Source organism: Lysinibacillus sp. CNPSo 3705 (assembly GCF_028674935.1).
Classification (GTDB): Bacteria; Bacillota; Bacilli; order Bacillales_A; family Planococcaceae; genus Lysinibacillus.
Map to the genome: position 1 here is coordinate 1 of NZ_JAQZSD010000029.1, position 17,303 is coordinate 17,303.

General features: G+C 35.7%; 15 protein-coding genes and 1 riboswitch. Of the genes, 4 read left to right on the forward strand and 11 right to left on the reverse strand.

Annotated features, from left to right (window positions below; translation table 11 throughout):
- Positions 1-408 precede the first annotated feature (408 nt).
- Positions 409-921 carry a DinB family protein gene (locus PVA17_RS13435; RefSeq protein WP_274067973.1) on the reverse strand — a complete coding sequence of 171 codons (513 nt, stop codon included), beginning with the start codon at positions 919-921 and terminating at the stop codon, positions 409-411.
- A gap of 68 nt (positions 922-989) precedes the next feature.
- Positions 990-2,099, reverse strand: coding sequence for a Gfo/Idh/MocA family protein (locus PVA17_RS13440; RefSeq protein ID WP_274067974.1), 1,110 nt, complete (start codon positions 2,097-2,099; stop codon positions 990-992).
- Between the two features lie 217 nt (positions 2,100-2,316).
- Here PVA17_RS13440 and PVA17_RS13445 point away from each other — a divergent pair, with 217 nt between their 5' ends.
- Positions 2,317-3,162, forward strand: a complete 846-nt coding sequence (locus PVA17_RS13445) for a LysR family transcriptional regulator (RefSeq protein WP_274067975.1) — start codon at positions 2,317-2,319, stop codon at positions 3,160-3,162.
- 72 nt (positions 3,163-3,234) lie between these two features.
- Here PVA17_RS13445 and PVA17_RS13450 read toward each other — a convergent pair whose 3' ends face one another.
- Positions 3,235-4,212 (reverse strand): tyrosine recombinase XerC, encoded by a 978-nt coding sequence (locus PVA17_RS13450; protein WP_274067976.1) that lies wholly within the window; start codon positions 4,210-4,212, stop codon positions 3,235-3,237.
- A 347-nt stretch (positions 4,213-4,559) separates the two neighbouring features.
- Positions 4,560-4,973 (reverse strand): hypothetical protein, encoded by a 414-nt coding sequence (locus PVA17_RS13455; protein WP_274067977.1) that lies wholly within the window; start codon positions 4,971-4,973, stop codon positions 4,560-4,562.
- Between the two features lie 158 nt (positions 4,974-5,131).
- Between PVA17_RS13455 and PVA17_RS13460 the strand changes: the two genes are divergently transcribed.
- From PVA17_RS13460 to PVA17_RS13470, 3 genes are all read left to right on the forward strand, one after another.
- Entirely contained in the window at positions 5,132-6,622 is a 1,491-nt protein-coding gene (locus tag PVA17_RS13460) for a circularly permuted type 2 ATP-grasp protein (protein WP_274067978.1), read from the forward strand.
- Positions 6,576-7,541 carry an alpha-E domain-containing protein gene (locus PVA17_RS13465; RefSeq protein WP_274067979.1) on the forward strand — a complete coding sequence of 322 codons (966 nt, stop codon included), beginning with the start codon at positions 6,576-6,578 and terminating at the stop codon, positions 7,539-7,541. Before PVA17_RS13460 ends, PVA17_RS13465 begins: the two co-directional genes overlap by 47 nt.
- 61 nt (positions 7,542-7,602) lie before the next feature.
- Entirely contained in the window at positions 7,603-8,457 is an 855-nt protein-coding gene (locus PVA17_RS13470) for a transglutaminase family protein (protein ID WP_274067980.1), read from the forward strand.
- Between the two features lie 123 nt (positions 8,458-8,580).
- On the opposite strand, the gene bioF is transcribed toward PVA17_RS13470, so the two are convergent.
- From bioF to PVA17_RS13505, 7 genes are all read right to left on the reverse strand, one after another.
- Positions 8,581-9,753 (reverse strand): 8-amino-7-oxononanoate synthase, encoded by a 1,173-nt coding sequence (gene bioF / locus PVA17_RS13475; protein WP_274067981.1) that lies wholly within the window; start codon positions 9,751-9,753, stop codon positions 8,581-8,583.
- A 3-nt stretch (positions 9,754-9,756) separates the two neighbouring features.
- On the reverse strand, positions 9,757-10,488 hold the full coding sequence (gene bioW / locus PVA17_RS13480) for a 6-carboxyhexanoate--CoA ligase (protein WP_274067982.1): 732 nt from the start codon (positions 10,486-10,488) through the stop codon (positions 9,757-9,759).
- Positions 10,469-10,972, reverse strand: coding sequence for a hypothetical protein (locus PVA17_RS13485; protein WP_274067983.1), 504 nt, complete (start codon positions 10,970-10,972; stop codon positions 10,469-10,471). Before PVA17_RS13485 ends, bioW begins: the two co-directional genes overlap by 20 nt.
- Before the next feature lie 738 nt (positions 10,973-11,710).
- The gene (queE, locus tag PVA17_RS13490) at positions 11,711-12,439 is read right to left on the reverse strand and encodes a 7-carboxy-7-deazaguanine synthase QueE (RefSeq protein ID WP_274068010.1); all 729 of its coding nucleotides are present in this window, start codon (positions 12,437-12,439) and stop codon (positions 11,711-11,713) included.
- Positions 12,432-12,905: a 6-carboxytetrahydropterin synthase QueD gene (gene queD / locus PVA17_RS13495; RefSeq protein ID WP_274067984.1), complete on the reverse strand. Its 474-nt coding sequence runs from the start codon at positions 12,903-12,905 to the stop codon at positions 12,432-12,434. The genes queE and queD overlap by 8 nt, the downstream gene beginning before the upstream one ends.
- Before the next feature lie 3 nt (positions 12,906-12,908).
- Positions 12,909-13,568: a 7-cyano-7-deazaguanine synthase QueC gene (gene queC / locus PVA17_RS13500; RefSeq protein ID WP_274067985.1), complete on the reverse strand. Its 660-nt coding sequence runs from the start codon at positions 13,566-13,568 to the stop codon at positions 12,909-12,911.
- A 227-nt stretch (positions 13,569-13,795) separates the two neighbouring features.
- Positions 13,796-13,842, reverse strand: a riboswitch (PreQ1 riboswitch).
- Positions 13,843-13,986: 144 nt separating this feature from the next.
- Positions 13,987-15,861: a leucine-rich repeat domain-containing protein gene (locus PVA17_RS13505; RefSeq protein WP_274067986.1), complete on the reverse strand. Its 1,875-nt coding sequence runs from the start codon at positions 15,859-15,861 to the stop codon at positions 13,987-13,989.
- Positions 15,862-17,303: the final 1,442 nt, after the last annotated feature.

Sequence of the window (17,303 nt, forward strand, 5' to 3'; positions counted from 1 at the left end):
GTCAAGTATTACTAAATAGTTTTATTAAAAACATAATAAAAGCCATTGTTTTGAAAAAAGATTGATCAAAACAATGGCTTTTGCTAATTTCACATATTAATGAAGGATTTTTATCTTTACCTTTAGTTGTAAATTAATTGGTGGCTCTTCCTCTTCTACAACATAAAAAAGAAGGAAAGCTCTTGGTCCTTCCTTCTTTTTATGTCTATCTATCAATCTATCAAGCTCTTTTGTTGCCCATGAGAAATTAGACTTTCACCATATAATCTAATAATTATTCTAGGAATAAAAATTAAGATGTTCCCAATTACTTCAAATACGATTGAATTTAAAATTTCAATTATAAATTCTTTAACATAATGTCGTGCTTTTTTTATCATTCTTTGTATTCAGTCTCCAATAAATTCGTTAATGCTCAACTTTGATGAGTGCTTTGATTTCTTTTATTTGTTCAATATGCCGTTGTTCATGAATATAAACTAGTTCTATCCATTGATCAAGGGGTAATTCGCCCAGAAATGGATGTTTAAAGATTTTTTCTGTTAATAGGGATGGATCTTCAATTGTATCAAGGAAAATTGTAAATTTCTTTCTAGAATCGTCAAGCAGCGCAATGATTTGTTGAACTGTCAAAAAGTCTTTTGCTGGTTCAAGGAAATCTGGTGCTGGAACTTTCGTTGTTCTATCTAAGATAAGGTGAACATTTTTACGTTCTGTTTGCTGACTATTCTCTTGTTTTAAACCCCAAGCAATCACTTTTATAAAAGACTCCTCCGTTAAAGTTAAGTGATGGCAAACTTGGGCGATACTCCAACAATTTGCATCAGGCTTAGCATTGAATTGACTATCACTTAATAAGTGTATTTCCTCAACTAAGTTATTTCTTGTTTCACATAGATGATCGTTTATTAATTGATTCATAGGTATCTCCTCCACTCGTTTTTTTACTCCCTTTTCTGTATATGTTTTATACATTGCGAAATATTCTTTTATAGTTGCTTTATGAATATTCGTTTACCAGTCTTTGCGGATTTTCGAACTACATCTAACAATCGATGCAGTTTGACAGCGTCATTAAAATCGGGAATATGCTTGCTGCTCTCCACAATATCTTTTGCCAACATCGTATAAGCTTGATTCACATAGCTGATTGCGTCATTGTTTTGTTCTGATATTTTTACTTCTTCCATTAAAATATCTTTAGCTTTAAACAAATTATTTGGATATATCGTTTTTTCAATGATAAGATTCCCAAATTGGACATGGCCATAGGAATTTTTCTGTGTTAAGCGAAATGCTCCCTTTTCGCCCCTAATTTCTAATTGAAAAGCAGGATAAACCCCTCCTTGGATATGTACAGATGCTGAAGTATCATTTACGAGCGTCCCGTGTATTAATATTTGATCAGCTGTATTTTTTTCTATTGATTGACCTGTTTCTTGTACGAACGCTTCGGTATAGTGGACATTCATTGTAGCAGATAGTTCTTTAAAATCACCTAAAATATAACAGAGTACATCTAGTGAATGCCCGCCGTTAATAGAAAGAAGAGTGGCTCCATTATCTTCGTCTAATAGATAACGACCTTTTTCATCTGTTATGCCACCTTTTCCTTGTGTTGCAACTTGCATAGTACAGGAAATAACCTTACCAATATCCCCCTGGTGAATGGCTTGTTTTACATAGTTAACTTCTGGAGATTGCCTACCTTGTAGTCCAATTGCGTGATGAATATGTCTTTCTTCTGCTAATTGAGCCATTTTTTCTGCTTGATGCGTATGAATAGCTAGTGGCCATTCACAATAAATATGTTTATTTTCTTCTAATACTGCTAGTACAGCATCATAATGATGAGGGACTTTGATACTTACAACTACTAAGTCAACATCTTTCGATTGTGCTAATTCCTTATAGTTTGTAAAAGCATGAGGTGCATTCAGAATTTTAGCACTTTTTTCGGCAGTAACAATATTGGAAGTTCCAATTGCTGTTATGTTGTAGAAAGGATTGTTCTTTAGTGCTGGAATATGCGTTTGACTTGCCCATTGATTATTCAAAGATCCACCTATAATCCCTACATTGATAATTTTATTTTTCATTAACTATACCTCCTATTAACTGGTAGTAATATATTTGTAGCGAAATCGAAGCGACAAGCTACTAAGACTCCCCCTCAAAATAAAGACTAGTTAGGAATGACAAACTCCATTAATAAGTTTCTCTATATCCTTATACAAAGTATAATGACAACAAGACATCATTTTAAATGTTTATTAATGATGGTCTTATCACTTTTTTTGATGGATGTGAATAGAAATGGATATTGAAAACATGAAAGCATTTGTGTCAGTTGCAGAATTGAAAAGTATATCAGCTGCTGCCGCTAAATTGAATCACCTACAATCAAATATGACGGCAAAAATTAAAAAAATAGAAAATCATTATAATCAACAATTATTTATGAGAAATTCTAAAGGTGTAACACTAACAAAAGATGGAGAAAAATTATATTATCAATTTAAGAAAATATTGTTTTTTTGGGAAGAAACAGAAAATATGATGAAAAAACATGAGGAAAAACTACGAGTTGGTACGATGATTTCAATGGGAGGAACTCAAGTATCACAAGCTTTAAATAAGCTTTATCAAACATACCCTAATTTATCGGTAACCTTAAAAACAGGTTCAACAGCGTATATAGAAAATCAAATTCTGCAAGGGAAAATTGATCTAGCCTATACAATTGGTACATTAAAAAATAATCATATAAAGTATAAAAAAGTTGCTATTGAAGAAATGGTTATCATAGGTCAAGGTATTGATCGGAGTACAATCTTCGAGGATTATATATGTGAAAAAAACTTACTTGTGCTATCTGATAACTGTTTTTATCTTTCAATATTGCGAGACATATGTAAGAATTTAGCTATTACGCAGGGAGAAATAATTGAAGTGGGAGATCCAGAAACTTTGTTACAATTTGCCATGATGGGCATGGGAATTACGTTAGTTTCTAAACGTATAGCAAGTCGATACAACATTGAACAATACTTAGAAGTACCATCAACCTTTAGATTCGTTGATTTATATTTAATTACTCGGTTACATCACGAGTTTACGCCAATTGAAAGACAGTTTATTGAGCTAACAAATTCTTATTGATGAAATGGAAGCTAACAATAGAAAAGAGAACCAAAAGCCGACTCCTGCAAGTAAGGATAATCGGCTTTTGTTTTATTCAATGTGAAGTTCTCTAGTTCGAACAATATTGAACGGATTATTTTCGAGTACATGTTGTAGCTCTTCATCTTCAATATGCGTATAGATTTGTGTCGTTGCAACACTTGAATGGCCAAGTATATGCTGGAGACTTCGAATATCTGCCCCTGATTTATACATCATTGTCGCAGATGTATGCCGTAACTTATGTGGTGTCAGGCGTTCTTTTTGAAGTCCTGATTGCTGATTAATTTGTTTAACGATTTTTGCAACGGTTTGCCGAGTGAAGCGAGTTCCCTTTTGTGAGACGAAAAGAGGCTCTTCTCCCCCTCCTTTATATGCTGTCTTTCTACCATTTTCATAGTCTGCAAGTGCCTGGATACAGCTATCATTCAAATATACTGTCCGCTCCTTATTCCCTTTACCAACAACCGTTAAATAGCGACCTTGTATAGATGACCTATTTAGCTGACAAAGCTCTGTCACACGAATCCCTAAATTTAAGAAAAACATCATCATACAATAATTCCTCGGTGAAGCACGATTTGGCTGGATGCCATCGATAAATTGCGTAGCTTCCTCCATGTTCATATAGATAGGCTTTTTCCGTCCTATTTTTGGCGTTTCTAATTCATCTGCCGGATTTTCCTCTAGTAGACGTCGTTTCCCTTTTAGATATTTAAAAAATGATTTTAACGTTGCTACTTTACGCGCTCTCGCAGATGCTGAATTCCCTCGCTGCACCTCGCAATATTCCATAAATAAATATAGATCCTCTAGTGTCATTTCACGAATTTCTTCTATAGAAATACTAGAAATATCGATTTTCGTTAAATCTGATAGTTCATGATCATGCTGAACTGCTATGTAGAATCGGAAGAATAAAGTCAAATCGTATTCATATTCTTTTCTTGTGCGATGAGACTTCCCTTTAATCGTCGTTAAATAAACAAGGAAATCTCTCATTATTTTAGGAAGCTTCGTCATTTCCATAAAATCACCTCCATTTTCTCTATTTTACCACGAAAAAACGTTCCCAAATATAAATTTGGGAACTTTATAATGAAAAAAGTGCTCTTTCTTACAACCCGGAACAAACGTTCTCTCCATGAGCGATAAAAAAGATGATTCTCTTTAGAAAGAAAATCACCTTTTTAAAAGTTTTTATGAAAGTTCCATTTTTTAAGCATAAAGAGCAAAAAAAATGAATATTTAAATCTAGTGAGTTAAATGCTCTGAGACGATTCGAAAAATAAAAAGATGGGTAACTGTACGTGTCGATTCTTCTCACAATACGCATGGTATTATTTGGATTTTTGTCGATTTTGGTATGAAAATCGTTACTTTACAAAAATACTATACGTCCCATCTACTTGTTTGGCTAGAGACCAGTTTGTTGATAGCATATGTTGAAGTTTAGCGATAATATCCTCATCACAAGTTAAATGCTGGATTCCCGTTTCTAATAATTGATAATCCTTGCCTTCTTCTAATTGGAAACGAATATACAATAAGCGCTTAATGCCTGGCAAAGTTACATATTTGATACTGTAGTTTCCGTGCAGAGCATCTATGAAAATTTGCTCCCCTTCTTGGTAAAGTGCCATTGTTTCGGAAAATTCATAGTTTGGTACTTGTTCCTGCCAAACGGATACATCCCCTGTTTGCAATGTGCGTAAAATCTCCTCATCAGTAAACTCTAATTTTGAAAGCTTGTCTAGCTCATACGCTTGCATTAAATTAATGCTTGTCATTTTATTAGCTCCTTTTATATGTATTTATCTTCATAGATGAATACGGATGTGGTGCCTTTTCAATTGGTACCTATTTACTACAATGTCGCCAAGGCGATATTGATTCTTACTAAGTGTAACACGTTTTCTCTACTACTTAAATTCGGAGGGCGATCCATATGATGAAGTTCTATGAATCTGGTATGTTTTTTGATGAGATGTTCGAAGGTAATCAACCGAAGCCTCATTATCGATCTTTCCACCATAAGCTCCATGCTTTTACTAAGGAACAATTAGATGAAAAATATCAGCAAGCACAATCAACATTCCTTAAACAAGGCATTACATTTACCGTATATGGTGCACAAGGTGGAACAGAGCGCACAATGCCCTTTGATTTTATACCTATTATTATTCCTTATAAACAGTGGGCAGTAATAGAAGCTGGTATGAAGCAGCGTGTGAAAGCCTTAAATTGTTTTTTACATGATGTTTACCATGAACAATGCATTTTTGAGGATGGGCTTATTCCGAAACAACTCATTGAAAACAATCGGTATTATTTTAAAGAAATGCTTGGTGTAAAAGTACCTATTGATAATCATATTTTTTTAGCAGGCATAGACTTGATTCGTGATGAACATGGCGTTTACTACGTGTTAGAAGATAATTTACGCAATCCTTCAGGGATATCCTATGTTTTTCAAAATCGATCTGTGATGAAGGAAGTGTATCCTGAATTTTTTTCTAAACATACGATCCAGTCACTCGACAAACAAATGGCCTTTATGAAGAAGGCACTTCTTGCCCATCGTCCACCTTCTATGAACCCAGATAGAGAACCTAAAGCTGTCCTCTTAACAGCAGGTATGTATAATTCGGCCTATTACGATCATGTTTTTTTAGCACAACAGCTCAATATTCAGCTTGTTGAAGGGCGAGATTTAGTTGTCCGAGATAATAAGGTGTACAAGAAGACAATCTACGGTCTAGAGCAAATTGATATTATTTATCGTCGAATTGATGATGATTTCTTAGATCCTGTTGTTTTTCGCGAGGATTCTTTACTTGGCGTTCCTCATATTATGGCTGCTTATAAGGCCGGAAATATTGCTATTTTAAATGCTGTTGGTAATGGTGTAGCTGATGATAAGGCGATGTATGCCTATGTACCGGATATGATTCGCTACTATTTGAAAGAGGAACCTATTTTACGTAATGTGGAGACTTATCATCTAGCTGACGATAGACAGCGAGGGTGGGTTCTTGAGCATATGAGAGAGCTTGTTATAAAAAACGTTAGTGCATCAGGGGGCTATGATATGCTAATTGGTCCGCATGCCAGTGATGAAGAAATGGCTATTTTTAAAGAAAAAATATTGGAAAACCCGATTCAATACATTGCACAACCAACAATTAGCCTGTCTAGAGCACCAGCTTTTCAAGATGGTAGATTTTATCCTTGTCATGTCGATTTGCGTGTTTATGTCATGAAGGGCGAGGATACTTATGTGCTTCCTGGAGGTTTATCGCGTGTCGCATTAAAAGAAGGATCTTTAGTCGTGAACTCTTCCCAGGGCGGAGGAGCTAAAGATACATGGATATTAAAGGAGGAATTGCAATATGCTAAGTCGAGTAGCCGATGCACTATACTGGATGGCACGATATAGTGAACGATCACAAACGAATGCACATATATTACAAGTACAGCTGTTGAATATGTTGGAGCAATCTGGCAAAGAAAATGAATACATCGATCATTGGGAAGCGGTGTTAAATATTTGTGCCTCGAAGGAAGAATACTTGTCCTTTTATGAGTCGATTCGAGTCAATCCACTTATCGAATATCTACTCTTTTCTAATAATAACTGCAACGCCCTCCATGCTACTTTACGTGCAGTTCGAGAAAACGCCCGTACAACCCGCGATAGCATACCCATTGAGCTTTGGGAATTGCAAAATGCCTTTTATTTATCATTACAGCAAGACATGTTGAAACGTGAAAGACCAATTCCACTTATCGTCCTTAACTCTTTTTTACAAAATGTTCGTAAGACTTCTTTGACGGTAACGGGGCTTATCGAAGGCTCGATGGATCGAGATTTACCGTTTTATTTCATGCAAGTTGGGAAATGGTTAGAACGTGTAGAAAAGACGATTCGTATGGCTTTAATTATACTGGAGCAACATAAGGAAATAGCCATCTCTTTAAAAGAAGCGGATGGATCGTTTTTACTCGATTTATCGGAGGCGACGGAGTCTTATTTACGCAAGCATTGCCAAACCAATTTACTCTATGTTATGCAATATTTATTACAGGATAAGCATTTCCCACGTTCAGTGATGTTTTGCTTAAAAAAATTAGAAGAAGCTTTTATCTGTTTAGACAGCGACCCTCTTTCAGCAAGATTTTTAGCGCTTCATACCCCATTAAAGAGTTTATTATTTGCCGTGATGAATGTAGATTTATGGAATATTACGTTAGAGGAAACTATTTTGTTAATGGAGGAAAGATTGTGTCAATGTATTGATTTTGGCAATACATTTTCAACAATTTATCATTTATATGAACCCAGCGTACAACCTTGAAAGGAATCAACAACAGCTCCCTTTCAACAAGCAAGTCAGTAATCCAAAGGAAGCAGACACAATGAAATTTGAAATTCAACATACAAATATTTTTCAATATGAGTCTGAAGTCGATCAAAGCTTAAATACAATCCGCTTAAAACCAAGGGGCGATGAGCGTCAGCGCTTACTATCTTATCGAATTGCCATCACTCCTTCATCTTTAACGCGTGAGCATACAGATATATGGGGCAATACGGTTGGCACATTTTATATACCTGAGCAGCATCAAGAGCTAGAAATTCAAACGACCTCTATTGTCAGCATTCAACGTGCACCATTTATTCATCGCATTCAATATTCACCAGAAATGCAGACAATTTTTCACTCGAAACTGTTTTATGAACATTATTTACCCTATTTAAAGTTTACACATTTTACGTTTATGACAGAAAATCAGTTAGAGGAAGTTTATCATGCAATTGGTCATGCTGAAAATCCTGTATTATTTTCATTAAATTTAATGCAATATTTATACTCGACTTTTGAATACGTTCCAGGTGCAACCGATGTTACGACAACTGCAAGCGAAGCCTTTTCTCTTAAGCGAGGTGTTTGCCAGGATTTCACACATGTCATGCTTGCAGTGCTAAGAGCTAAAGGAATTCCAGCACGCTATGTTAGTGGTTATTTATACGTCGATGAAAACTCTGCCTTGATCGGTGATATTGCAACCCACGCTTGGGTAGAAGTCATGATACCAGGAATCGGCTGGATTGGTCTCGATCCAACTAATAATGTAGAAGTGTTAGAAAATCACATTATTTTATGCATCGGCCGTGATTATTCCGATATAAGCCCTGTTGAAGGCGTTTATTCAGGTGGGAAACATGATTTAACAGTTAAAGTGAGCGTCAAAGCATTGAATCATTTATAAAAACGGTATAAATTAAACCCCTGATTTTCTACGCCAAGCAGAAGAATCAGGGGTTTTAGTAAGATGATTTTAATCTTGAATTTTGCAGTATATCAAAAGAATTTATCTAGGTATCATTTTTGATCATGATACAATACCCATTTCTTTTCCTATTTCCTTAATTTTATTTATGACTACATTGAGTTGCTCCATTGTATGTGTAGCCATCACTGTAATTCGCAACCGGCTTGACCCTTTTGGCACAGTTGGTGGTCGAATCGCTGGAATAAAAACACCTTCATCCATTAATTTCTCAGAAAATCGCATAGCTTCATGGGCATCACCAATAAGAAGAGATATAATTGGCGTTTCCCCTCCTTTAACTACAAAACCTGATTCCACCAATTTCAAACGTAAATACTTAGCATTACTCAGCAATTGTTCCCTTCGTTCGGGTTCATGTTGAATAATGGAAATTCCTTCTCGCGCTGCTTCAATTGCACTTGGAGATAAAGCTGTTTGGAAAATAAAAGATCTAGCGCTATTCAGTAAATAGTTCTTTGCAATGGACGACGTCGCTACAAAGCCACCCTCTGCACCAATCGCTTTACTCAACGTGCCAACTGTCAAATCAATTTCATCTTTCAATCCAAAATAATCGGCAGTACCGCGGCCATCATTTCCTAAAACACCTGTCGCATGTGCATCATCAATCATTATGTAAGCATTGTATTTCTTTGCTAGTGCAACTATTTCGGGAAGTGGAGCGATATCACCATCCATACTAAAGACGCCATCTGTCACAATAAACTTCTTTCCATCTCCATGTGATTTCCTTAGTTTTTGCTCTAAATCTACCATATCCGCATGTTCATAAACAATTGTCTTTGCTGTACTAAGTCGACAACCATCTATTATACTCGCATGATTCCAAGCATCAGAAAAAATTATGTCCCCTGCCTTCATCACACTCGAAATCACACCAATATTCGCTAAATAACCACTGCTGAAAACAATGGCGGCTTCAGTCTTTTTCAAATCCGCAATTTCACATTCAAGCTGTTCATGAATGACGAAATTTCCAGTTGTTAATCTCGAGCCACCTGCCCCTGTACCGTATTTACTAATACCTTCAAATGCTTTCTTTCTCAACCGAAAATCTGTTGCAAGACCTAAATAGTTATTAGATGAAAAAAGCAAAAATTTCTCACCATTCATGATGATCTCGCTCTCATTGCCATTGGAAAACGAACGTAATTTTCTTGTCAATCCTTTCTCTTCTATTAATTGTAGTTCCTGCTGAAACCACTGATCCATTTTTTAATCCCTCCTAATGAGAACCGGTACGCTTTCTAAATAGTTTATAAAAGATGCTAGTTCAACCTCATCTGACACAAAATAAATACGCCCTCCGCTCTCGCAGCCTTCCCTTTTTAACGGTGTAATTCTGACATAACCAATGGCACGATTACTTACATATCCAGTGACGTAATCTGGATCATCAGACCAACATAATTCTGCAATTGTAAACGGAGAATTTGCCACTTTCGTCGCCAGAGCCAACGCTTCACGGACACGCTCATTCAGCTCCCCATTACCGTCTTGCCAATCGATTCGTGATACTCGAACACCCTTCTCCCCCCGATTGTCAAGCCGTAAGCCGGTTTTACTATTTAAAATAATTGCGCCACGGAGGTTTTGATGACTATTAAGTTGGTGAAAAGCAACATTCAATGCATGCTCCGAAACACCTAAGGAGGTTAGTATCTTTCTTGCCTCACTATGGGCCTTTTCAATTGAACCGGCCTCAACTGTGGTAATTTCTAAAGGCGGCAAATACTGTATCTGATTATGTGCAATTTTTTCAACGGTAATTTGTATAAAGTCAGCATCACCACGTGAATGATTACTTGCTTTGTTCAATAACTGCTTTACAATTGGCTCTATCTGAGATTTACTACCTATCCGTTCACCACCAGATATATGCTTTTCCCCTAGTTCAGGGCTTCTCTCTGCCGCACGCATGCGAATGCTATAACACGTTTTTAACATGATTATTACCTGCTACTTTCCTATTTATTGTCTGTAATATTTTCGTTATAGGATAAACACTAACAGCTGTGATTACCATACCTGGAATAGCCAAAACTACTAACGGTAACAATGGAGTTCCTAACGTAAAAGCCAAACCAAATCTAGCAATCGTTGTGCCAATTGGGCCTGCCAAAACAAGTACCGGAATTGAAGTCCCAAATAATACAATAAGTAGGCCTACAGTCAATCGAAAAATGAAGGAAATCTCCACATTTAAGATCGAGTGTATACCTAGTAAAAATAAGATTAAACTTGCAATGATCCCCGCTAGAAAATACCGCTTAAATCCAAATACCGCTGCAATCGCAACGGCAATAGGTGCTGATAATTGAAAGTCAGACCCAGGAAAACCTGTTGGAATTTTAAACATGCCTGTAACGATAATAAGACAAGCTAGCAATGAAATCTGCGCAAGATCATATGTAGAAAACTTTCGAATCATTTTATTCCTCCATCTTACTTTTTAAATACTTGATGTCATTGCCTCCTATTCTCTCGATTTGAGTTAACCTTCATTAATATTAAGTTAACACAAATAAAGATAGGAAAGTAGATAAATTGGTAGGAATTTTTATTATTTGTGAAAATGAGGTTTTGTTAATGATCACTAGGAGGTTACAAAATGAAGTTCGTGTATCTCAAACTAGATACTTTTTTCAGATTCCGTATGTAATTGTCAAAATAATAATGTACATTTTTGCTCGTCTAAACATGTACACTTTCGCTGATTAACTACGTTTCTTTACAAGTGTGTGAATAATTACAACTTGACACGGAGCCTCTACTCGCATGATTCGCTAGGCTAGAACCCAGCTACATCAATGGCTAGCCGATGCTATTATGCTCGCCACTCCTGTAAAGTTGTAATATACAAAGGGAGTCAAAAATGTAATTGGTTAAACAAGCATTTTTGTACATATTTATTTCAACCTTTATATCCGCATCGGCATGTGAACACCTGCACTTGGCTAGTTACTACTGCTGTCTTCACGATTCAACTATTTACTCTATAGCTTATATACATGTTGGAACGTACAAAAAAAGTATAGGCCAAATTAACCTATACTCTCACACCTTCCCAAGTTATAATCTTTTCCCTTTCGATTTGAAGGTTTTTACAACACGTATTTGATGGAAGTCAAATAAATAATGATAACATCATACAATTTCGACACACTATTTATACACCTCTTTTATTCCCCCAAACGAGGGTATGCAACTGTGGTAGTACTTTGACATCTCTGAATTCCTCATCGTTTATCACTCTATCAATCAGCGCATGATAGTTATCCAACAAATGGAGTATCAATTGAGAATTATCAGTCGTTGTGAGATCATCATTACCGACTTGGAGATAAAAGGGAATCATTGGATATCGTTGGTGAATTTGTTTAGCATATTCGTAATCTCCTTGATTAAAAACGACTACTTTGAGAGATATATGATGATTACTGTTGCGATTTTTAAGCTTTTCGAACATATTAGAGAGCATCGAATAGTCTGTGGTCATTCCAGAGCTAGGTGGCTTAGGTGAGATTGTCAGTTCATCAATCTCATACATCCATTTTTGCCATCTACTTCCCTGTGTTTCCACCCCGACCTTAATGTCGTTTTCTTTTAAAATCGCAATAAGTTCTTCCAAATTTTGATGGAGTGCAGGATTGCCGCCTGATATCGTGACAAATGAAAAACCACTGCCTCCAAGGCGTTTCAACTCAGACCAAATCTCTTCTGCTGTCATTTGGACGATAAGATGCTTTCCGCTACCATCCCACGTAAATGATGAATCACACCAAGAACAGGAATAATCACAGCCTGCAGTTCTCACAAACATAGTCTTCTGGCCAACGACCATTCCCTCGCCTTGAATCGTCGGTCCAAAAATCTCGATAACAGGTACCTTACTCAACTTCCATCCACTCCCGTCTAGCTTCGGCATAGCTTGTCGGAGTTTCATATAGTCTGATAAACTCTACACGCGCACCGTTATATCTTTGTTCATCAAGCAAGGCCTCAGTCAATTTTTCGTAAATCCAAACAACAATGTTCTCTGCCGTCGTATTCATGGGTGGCAGCGTTTCATTTAAATAACGGTGATCCAAATGAATTTCTATTTTTTGTTTCCATATTGCTTTTATATCGCCAAAATCAATCACCAAACCGCGTTCATCTGTGTATCCACTCAGTCCTAATACTACGCGATACGTATGACCGTGCAGGTTTTTACATTTCCCCTCATAATTGTGTAAATGATGAGCCGCATCGAAAGTAAATTCTTTGCTTATGAGTACACGCTTTGCATGATAGTTCAATTGATTTCTTTGAATATCTTCATCTATTTTTTGGAGTTTATCGACGATTATAAATTCTGACATGCCTTAAGACTCCTTCCTGAAGCTCAAATACTCATCAAGCCCTTTATTTCGCAGTTTACATGCCGGGCATTCACCACAGCCATCTGCTATTACACCATTATAGCAAGTCAGCGTTCTTTCCCGAATAAATTCAAGTGCCCCAAACTGATCAGCTAGCTCCCATGTCTGTGCCTTATTCAGCCACATCAACGGTGTATCAATCACAAAGGAATCATCCATCGATAAATTTAACGTTACATTCAAGGATTTAATAAAAACATCTCGACAATCCGGATATCCGCTAAAATCCGTTTCACAAACGCCAGTGACAATATGCTTAGCTCCTACTTGACTCGCTAAAACGCCCGCAAATGAAAGAAAGAGAAGATTTCGACCAGGTACAAAGGTCGAGGGAAGCTCACCATTTTCTCCGTCATCTACTTTTATGTCTTGTCGTGTCAACGCATTCGGAGCAAGCTGATTCAGGAGTGACATATCTAGAATGTGATGCTTAACTCCGAGCTCCCGAGCTATCTCGTTCGCACATTCAATTTCAAGACGATGCCTTTGACCATAATCAAAAGTAACAGCCTCAACTTCTTCAAAACGTTCTTTTGCCCAGAACAAACAAGTTGTACTGTCCTGACCTCCACTAAATACAACAATTGCTTTTTCCTGCTTCATCTAGAAAAACTCCCTTATATCGATTTTTTTAACGAATATTGTGTGCCTTAGTATCAAAAAGTTCAATTCAATTACGGCTTCGGTAACTTCGGTAAAACATAAAAAAACCTCCTTGTAAAATGTTTCCCAACACTTTTCAAGAGAGGCATTACCAATCATTCTATTAAAACATAAGTAAAAACATAAAAAAAAAGCCACGTCCAATATGGACATGGCATTATTGTCATGTTTCCATAGTTTTTTATAGAGGGTATTTGCTATGAACCTCTCCCGATCTAGTCCGGGCATTCTTTTCAATATAATACAAAAAATAGTATGAAACGTCAATTGTATTTTTCTTCTCTGGAAAAACCACTGTTATATAGTACACTAATCACTTTGCTGAGATTTAATTCATTCACAATATAGTCATATTACCTCAATAAATCATAATTCCATTGTCTAGAACAGATTTATTTTGCACCTGATTTCCTAAAATATATAGTTTTTTTAAATTAGGCAAATTCACTAATGGCTCTACATTCGAAATGGCGTTATTTTCCAAGTGAAGCACCTCAATTTGGTGCCATTTTTCCATAAAACTCAATGATTGTAGTGAACTATCTTGGATAGTGAATGAATGCAGAGCTGTAAGGCCAACAAAGTAAGGCATTACCTGATCAACTTCATGTACCCAATCACCATTATCTATTCGGAAGGATACATTATTCAAAGTTAAATGTTCCAATTTGTTGTTGCTAAATGAATTTTGACTATTAAATTGGAACTTACACTCATAACAATTTAACGTTTTTACATGCTGTAAATTGAATAACTCACTCGTCTCTTCATAAAAAGTGGTCTCTTTTAAATTTATTGTTTGCAGATTAGGTAGACGATTTAAAGAACGGATCCCTATAAAATCGCCAGACTCCATTGCTGTAAGTTGTTCTAGCTGTGGGTATTTCAATAATTCAGCTCCATTCAAATACGACTGTCCCCCACTTATATCAACAGTTAAATCTTTTAAAGCAGGTGCCTCTAACTTGGGTAAGAAAGTATTTTTTAATTCCGCTTTTGTTAAATGGGGTGCTACAATCGGTGCTATTTGGCCACTATAACCAGTTATCGATAAATCGGTCAGTGAAGTCAGGCTGCTCACGATATCAAGCAATTCTAATTTATAAAGAGAAGCTAAACGCAACTTTGTCAATGAAGACTTATTTCTAAGACGTTCTACATTCGTAATATCTATATTTTCAAGATCAAGCGTTTGTAAATTAGGCATGTTTTGTATAAAATCAAGCGTTTTTAAGTTTTTTACTGCTGTAAGTTTCAAATTTTGTAATTGATTCAGTGAATAGAACGAGCTAAAATCTGTTGCTTCACTATAATCTATTGCTAACGACTCTAAATCAGTTAATAACGACAACCACTTCAAATCGTTGGCAAATTTTATAGACAATGATTTTAACGGCAGTTTATTCAGCAGTGGGAAATCTGTAACCTCCTCGGTGTGATACGAAATTTCAAGTGATTGAAGATTAGGAAATTGTAATAGTAAAGCAAGTTCATCATTACTTCGAATTTGAATAGAGAGCTCTACAACATTGGACTTATCGCTAAAATAGTCAGCAATTTTACTAAATGATTCATTAAAGCGGCCTGTATAACTTTTTAATCCTTCCAGATGTCGGAAGCTTACATTTTCACTTTGTGATATTTCATAATCCCCCATCAGATTCAATACCGTCAAACCTGTAAAGGCTTCAAAATCTTTTTGTTCAATTTTTTGTGTATTTAATAGCTTATCCATAATAATATAGGTAGAAATTTTGGCTTGCTTATTTGTAAACGGATCGTCAAGACTGTAATCAAAATGCCATTGATCTTCAGAATAGTATGCCTTCAAATAACGGATACTTGCGATTTCTTCTTTAGACGGCATTGCTTCACCTTTATCAAAAATATCTTTTAAAAAGAATAAAAGAACTTCGCTTTCTGGCATTTTCCGAATAGGTATTTCCTTATGTTTATCAAATTCTGTTTGATTGCCACTCAAAAGAAAATAGCCAAGAAATGCACAAAGGAAGACAATCGGTATTATTAAAAGCGCTTTTAAATTCGTTTTTGGACGTGTATCTTTATGCGCAGAAGTTGTACCATAATAATTATTAATCGTCTGATCAACATAATAAACTTTATTTTCTTTCAACATTATTTCAGTTTCACAATAAGGACATTTGAATGATTGTCCCTCTCTATATTCAATTTTTCCATTACAATTCGGACAATTTAATTTAATGAATTCCACTGGCAATCCCCTCTCCAGCTCTACTTTTAATTAAGCTTAGTTGTCCGAAAAATAATTGTCAATATACCCATTAAATGTTTCATCACCAAAAGTTGTGGATGACTACTTTTGTTAAAACGTCTACTATGTAAATAGTTGACCTTCGTTCCGACTGGGCGACTCCTCGGGGATTAGCAATAGAGGAACGAAGGCTAAAAGCATCACATCCTGTGATAACGCCTTCGTGACCAACATCGTGTTGGCCCGAGACCCAAATGCTCTTATCTGTGCGAAAGCGAAGCGACAGCAACAAATGCTCTTATCTGTGCGAAAGCGAAGCGACAGCAACAAAGCGCCCAGTCGGAACGGAAATCAACCACACATTTTGGTAATAATCCTATTAAATACTAATTATCTTCTACCTTAAGACCTACAAAAAAGTCGCCCATAAGGCTAACAGGTTCTGTTTTCTAGTACAAACTTAAAAAAACATTATAAAGTTTAACAATTTTCATACGATTTGGTATCCAAATCACATTAATAAAGCTACATTATAGAAATTTCTATAACGATGCGAATACTTAATCTTCTTTTCGCTCGAATTAGTTAATGTGATAATTTAAATGGAAGGAACTATTCAACTTACTGGGCAGGTTAGCGGAAGAAGGAATTTATCTATTTGAGTAGAATATACTAACTATTAAAGCTAACAAAAAATGTTAATGTGAAAGAACTTTAATGTTGCCACAATTTAATAGCTCCTTCTATAACTTTCACATTTACGTACTCTATTGATAAAAAGAGAGGTAAAAGATGAATGATAAGACGAAAAGAATTTTATTTTTTTCAGCAGGTACATTAACCTTATCCACATTATACTTATTCACATCAGGGCATTTTAAATTCTTTATACCCTTCTTGTTTATTACTGTTACAACTTTAGTATTATTTTTACTAAATGAAATTAAAAAAACTTAACGCAAAGGAAAAACAAATATGAAAGAAGTGGTAAACCTAGAGTATTGTTTTCTATTATGGTTCGAAAAAAGAACTTAATATGAGTAAATTGGAGGGTAATTTATATTGATGATAGAATGGCCTCGAAGGAAAATTATTCTGATAAAATTAGATACTTGAATATACAAGGAATTTTACTTTGAGAGAAACTCCCAGATTTAAGTCGAAGTGATTTGAATTATTTACCAAATTAGCAGTTCAAACACGATTGGTTCTCTTTTTTCACATATTACAGCGATTGAGTTTGTTCATCAGATATTTTCATTAAAAAATCAAACTTAAATGAGTACTTGGAGTTGGACAAAAAAGGTACTGCATTTGCAGTACCTTTTAATATGCTAATTAATTGTCTTTTTACCCTGCGATTTTGCTTTTTGTACTTAAAACAGAACCCATAAGGCGAATTTTTTTGTTTATTCACTTTTTTATACAATAAGTTTAAGCTT

What these genes read in the sequence shown, in the direction of transcription:
- queC (WP_274067985.1), bottom strand. Translation starts at nt 13,568, where the DNA reads ATGAAGCAGGAAAAAGCAATTGTTGTATTTAGTGGAGGTCAGGACAGT.
- PVA17_RS13485 (WP_274067983.1), bottom strand. Translation starts at nt 10,972, where the DNA reads ATGATTCGAAAGTTTTCTACATATGATCTTGCGCAGATTTCATTGCTA.
- queD (WP_274067984.1), bottom strand. Translation starts at nt 12,905, where the DNA reads ATGTCAGAATTTATAATCGTCGATAAACTCCAAAAAATAGATGAAGAT.
- PVA17_RS13445 (WP_274067975.1), top strand. Translation starts at nt 2,317, where the DNA reads ATGGATATTGAAAACATGAAAGCATTTGTGTCAGTTGCAGAATTGAAA.
- PVA17_RS13440 (WP_274067974.1), bottom strand. Translation starts at nt 2,099, where the DNA reads ATGAAAAATAAAATTATCAATGTAGGGATTATAGGTGGATCTTTGAAT.
- PVA17_RS13435 (WP_274067973.1), bottom strand. Translation starts at nt 921, where the DNA reads ATGAATCAATTAATAAACGATCATCTATGTGAAACAAGAAATAACTTA.
- bioW (WP_274067982.1), bottom strand. Translation starts at nt 10,488, where the DNA reads ATGTTAAAAACGTGTTATAGCATTCGCATGCGTGCGGCAGAGAGAAGC.
- PVA17_RS13470 (WP_274067980.1), top strand. Translation starts at nt 7,603, where the DNA reads ATGAAATTTGAAATTCAACATACAAATATTTTTCAATATGAGTCTGAA.
- bioF (WP_274067981.1), bottom strand. Translation starts at nt 9,753, where the DNA reads ATGGATCAGTGGTTTCAGCAGGAACTACAATTAATAGAAGAGAAAGGA.
- PVA17_RS13460 (WP_274067978.1), top strand. Translation starts at nt 5,132, where the DNA reads ATGATGAAGTTCTATGAATCTGGTATGTTTTTTGATGAGATGTTCGAA.
- PVA17_RS13450 (WP_274067976.1), bottom strand. Translation starts at nt 4,212, where the DNA reads ATGGAAATGACGAAGCTTCCTAAAATAATGAGAGATTTCCTTGTTTAT.
- PVA17_RS13465 (WP_274067979.1), top strand. Translation starts at nt 6,576, where the DNA reads ATGCTAAGTCGAGTAGCCGATGCACTATACTGGATGGCACGATATAGT.
- PVA17_RS13455 (WP_274067977.1), bottom strand. Translation starts at nt 4,973, where the DNA reads ATGACAAGCATTAATTTAATGCAAGCGTATGAGCTAGACAAGCTTTCA.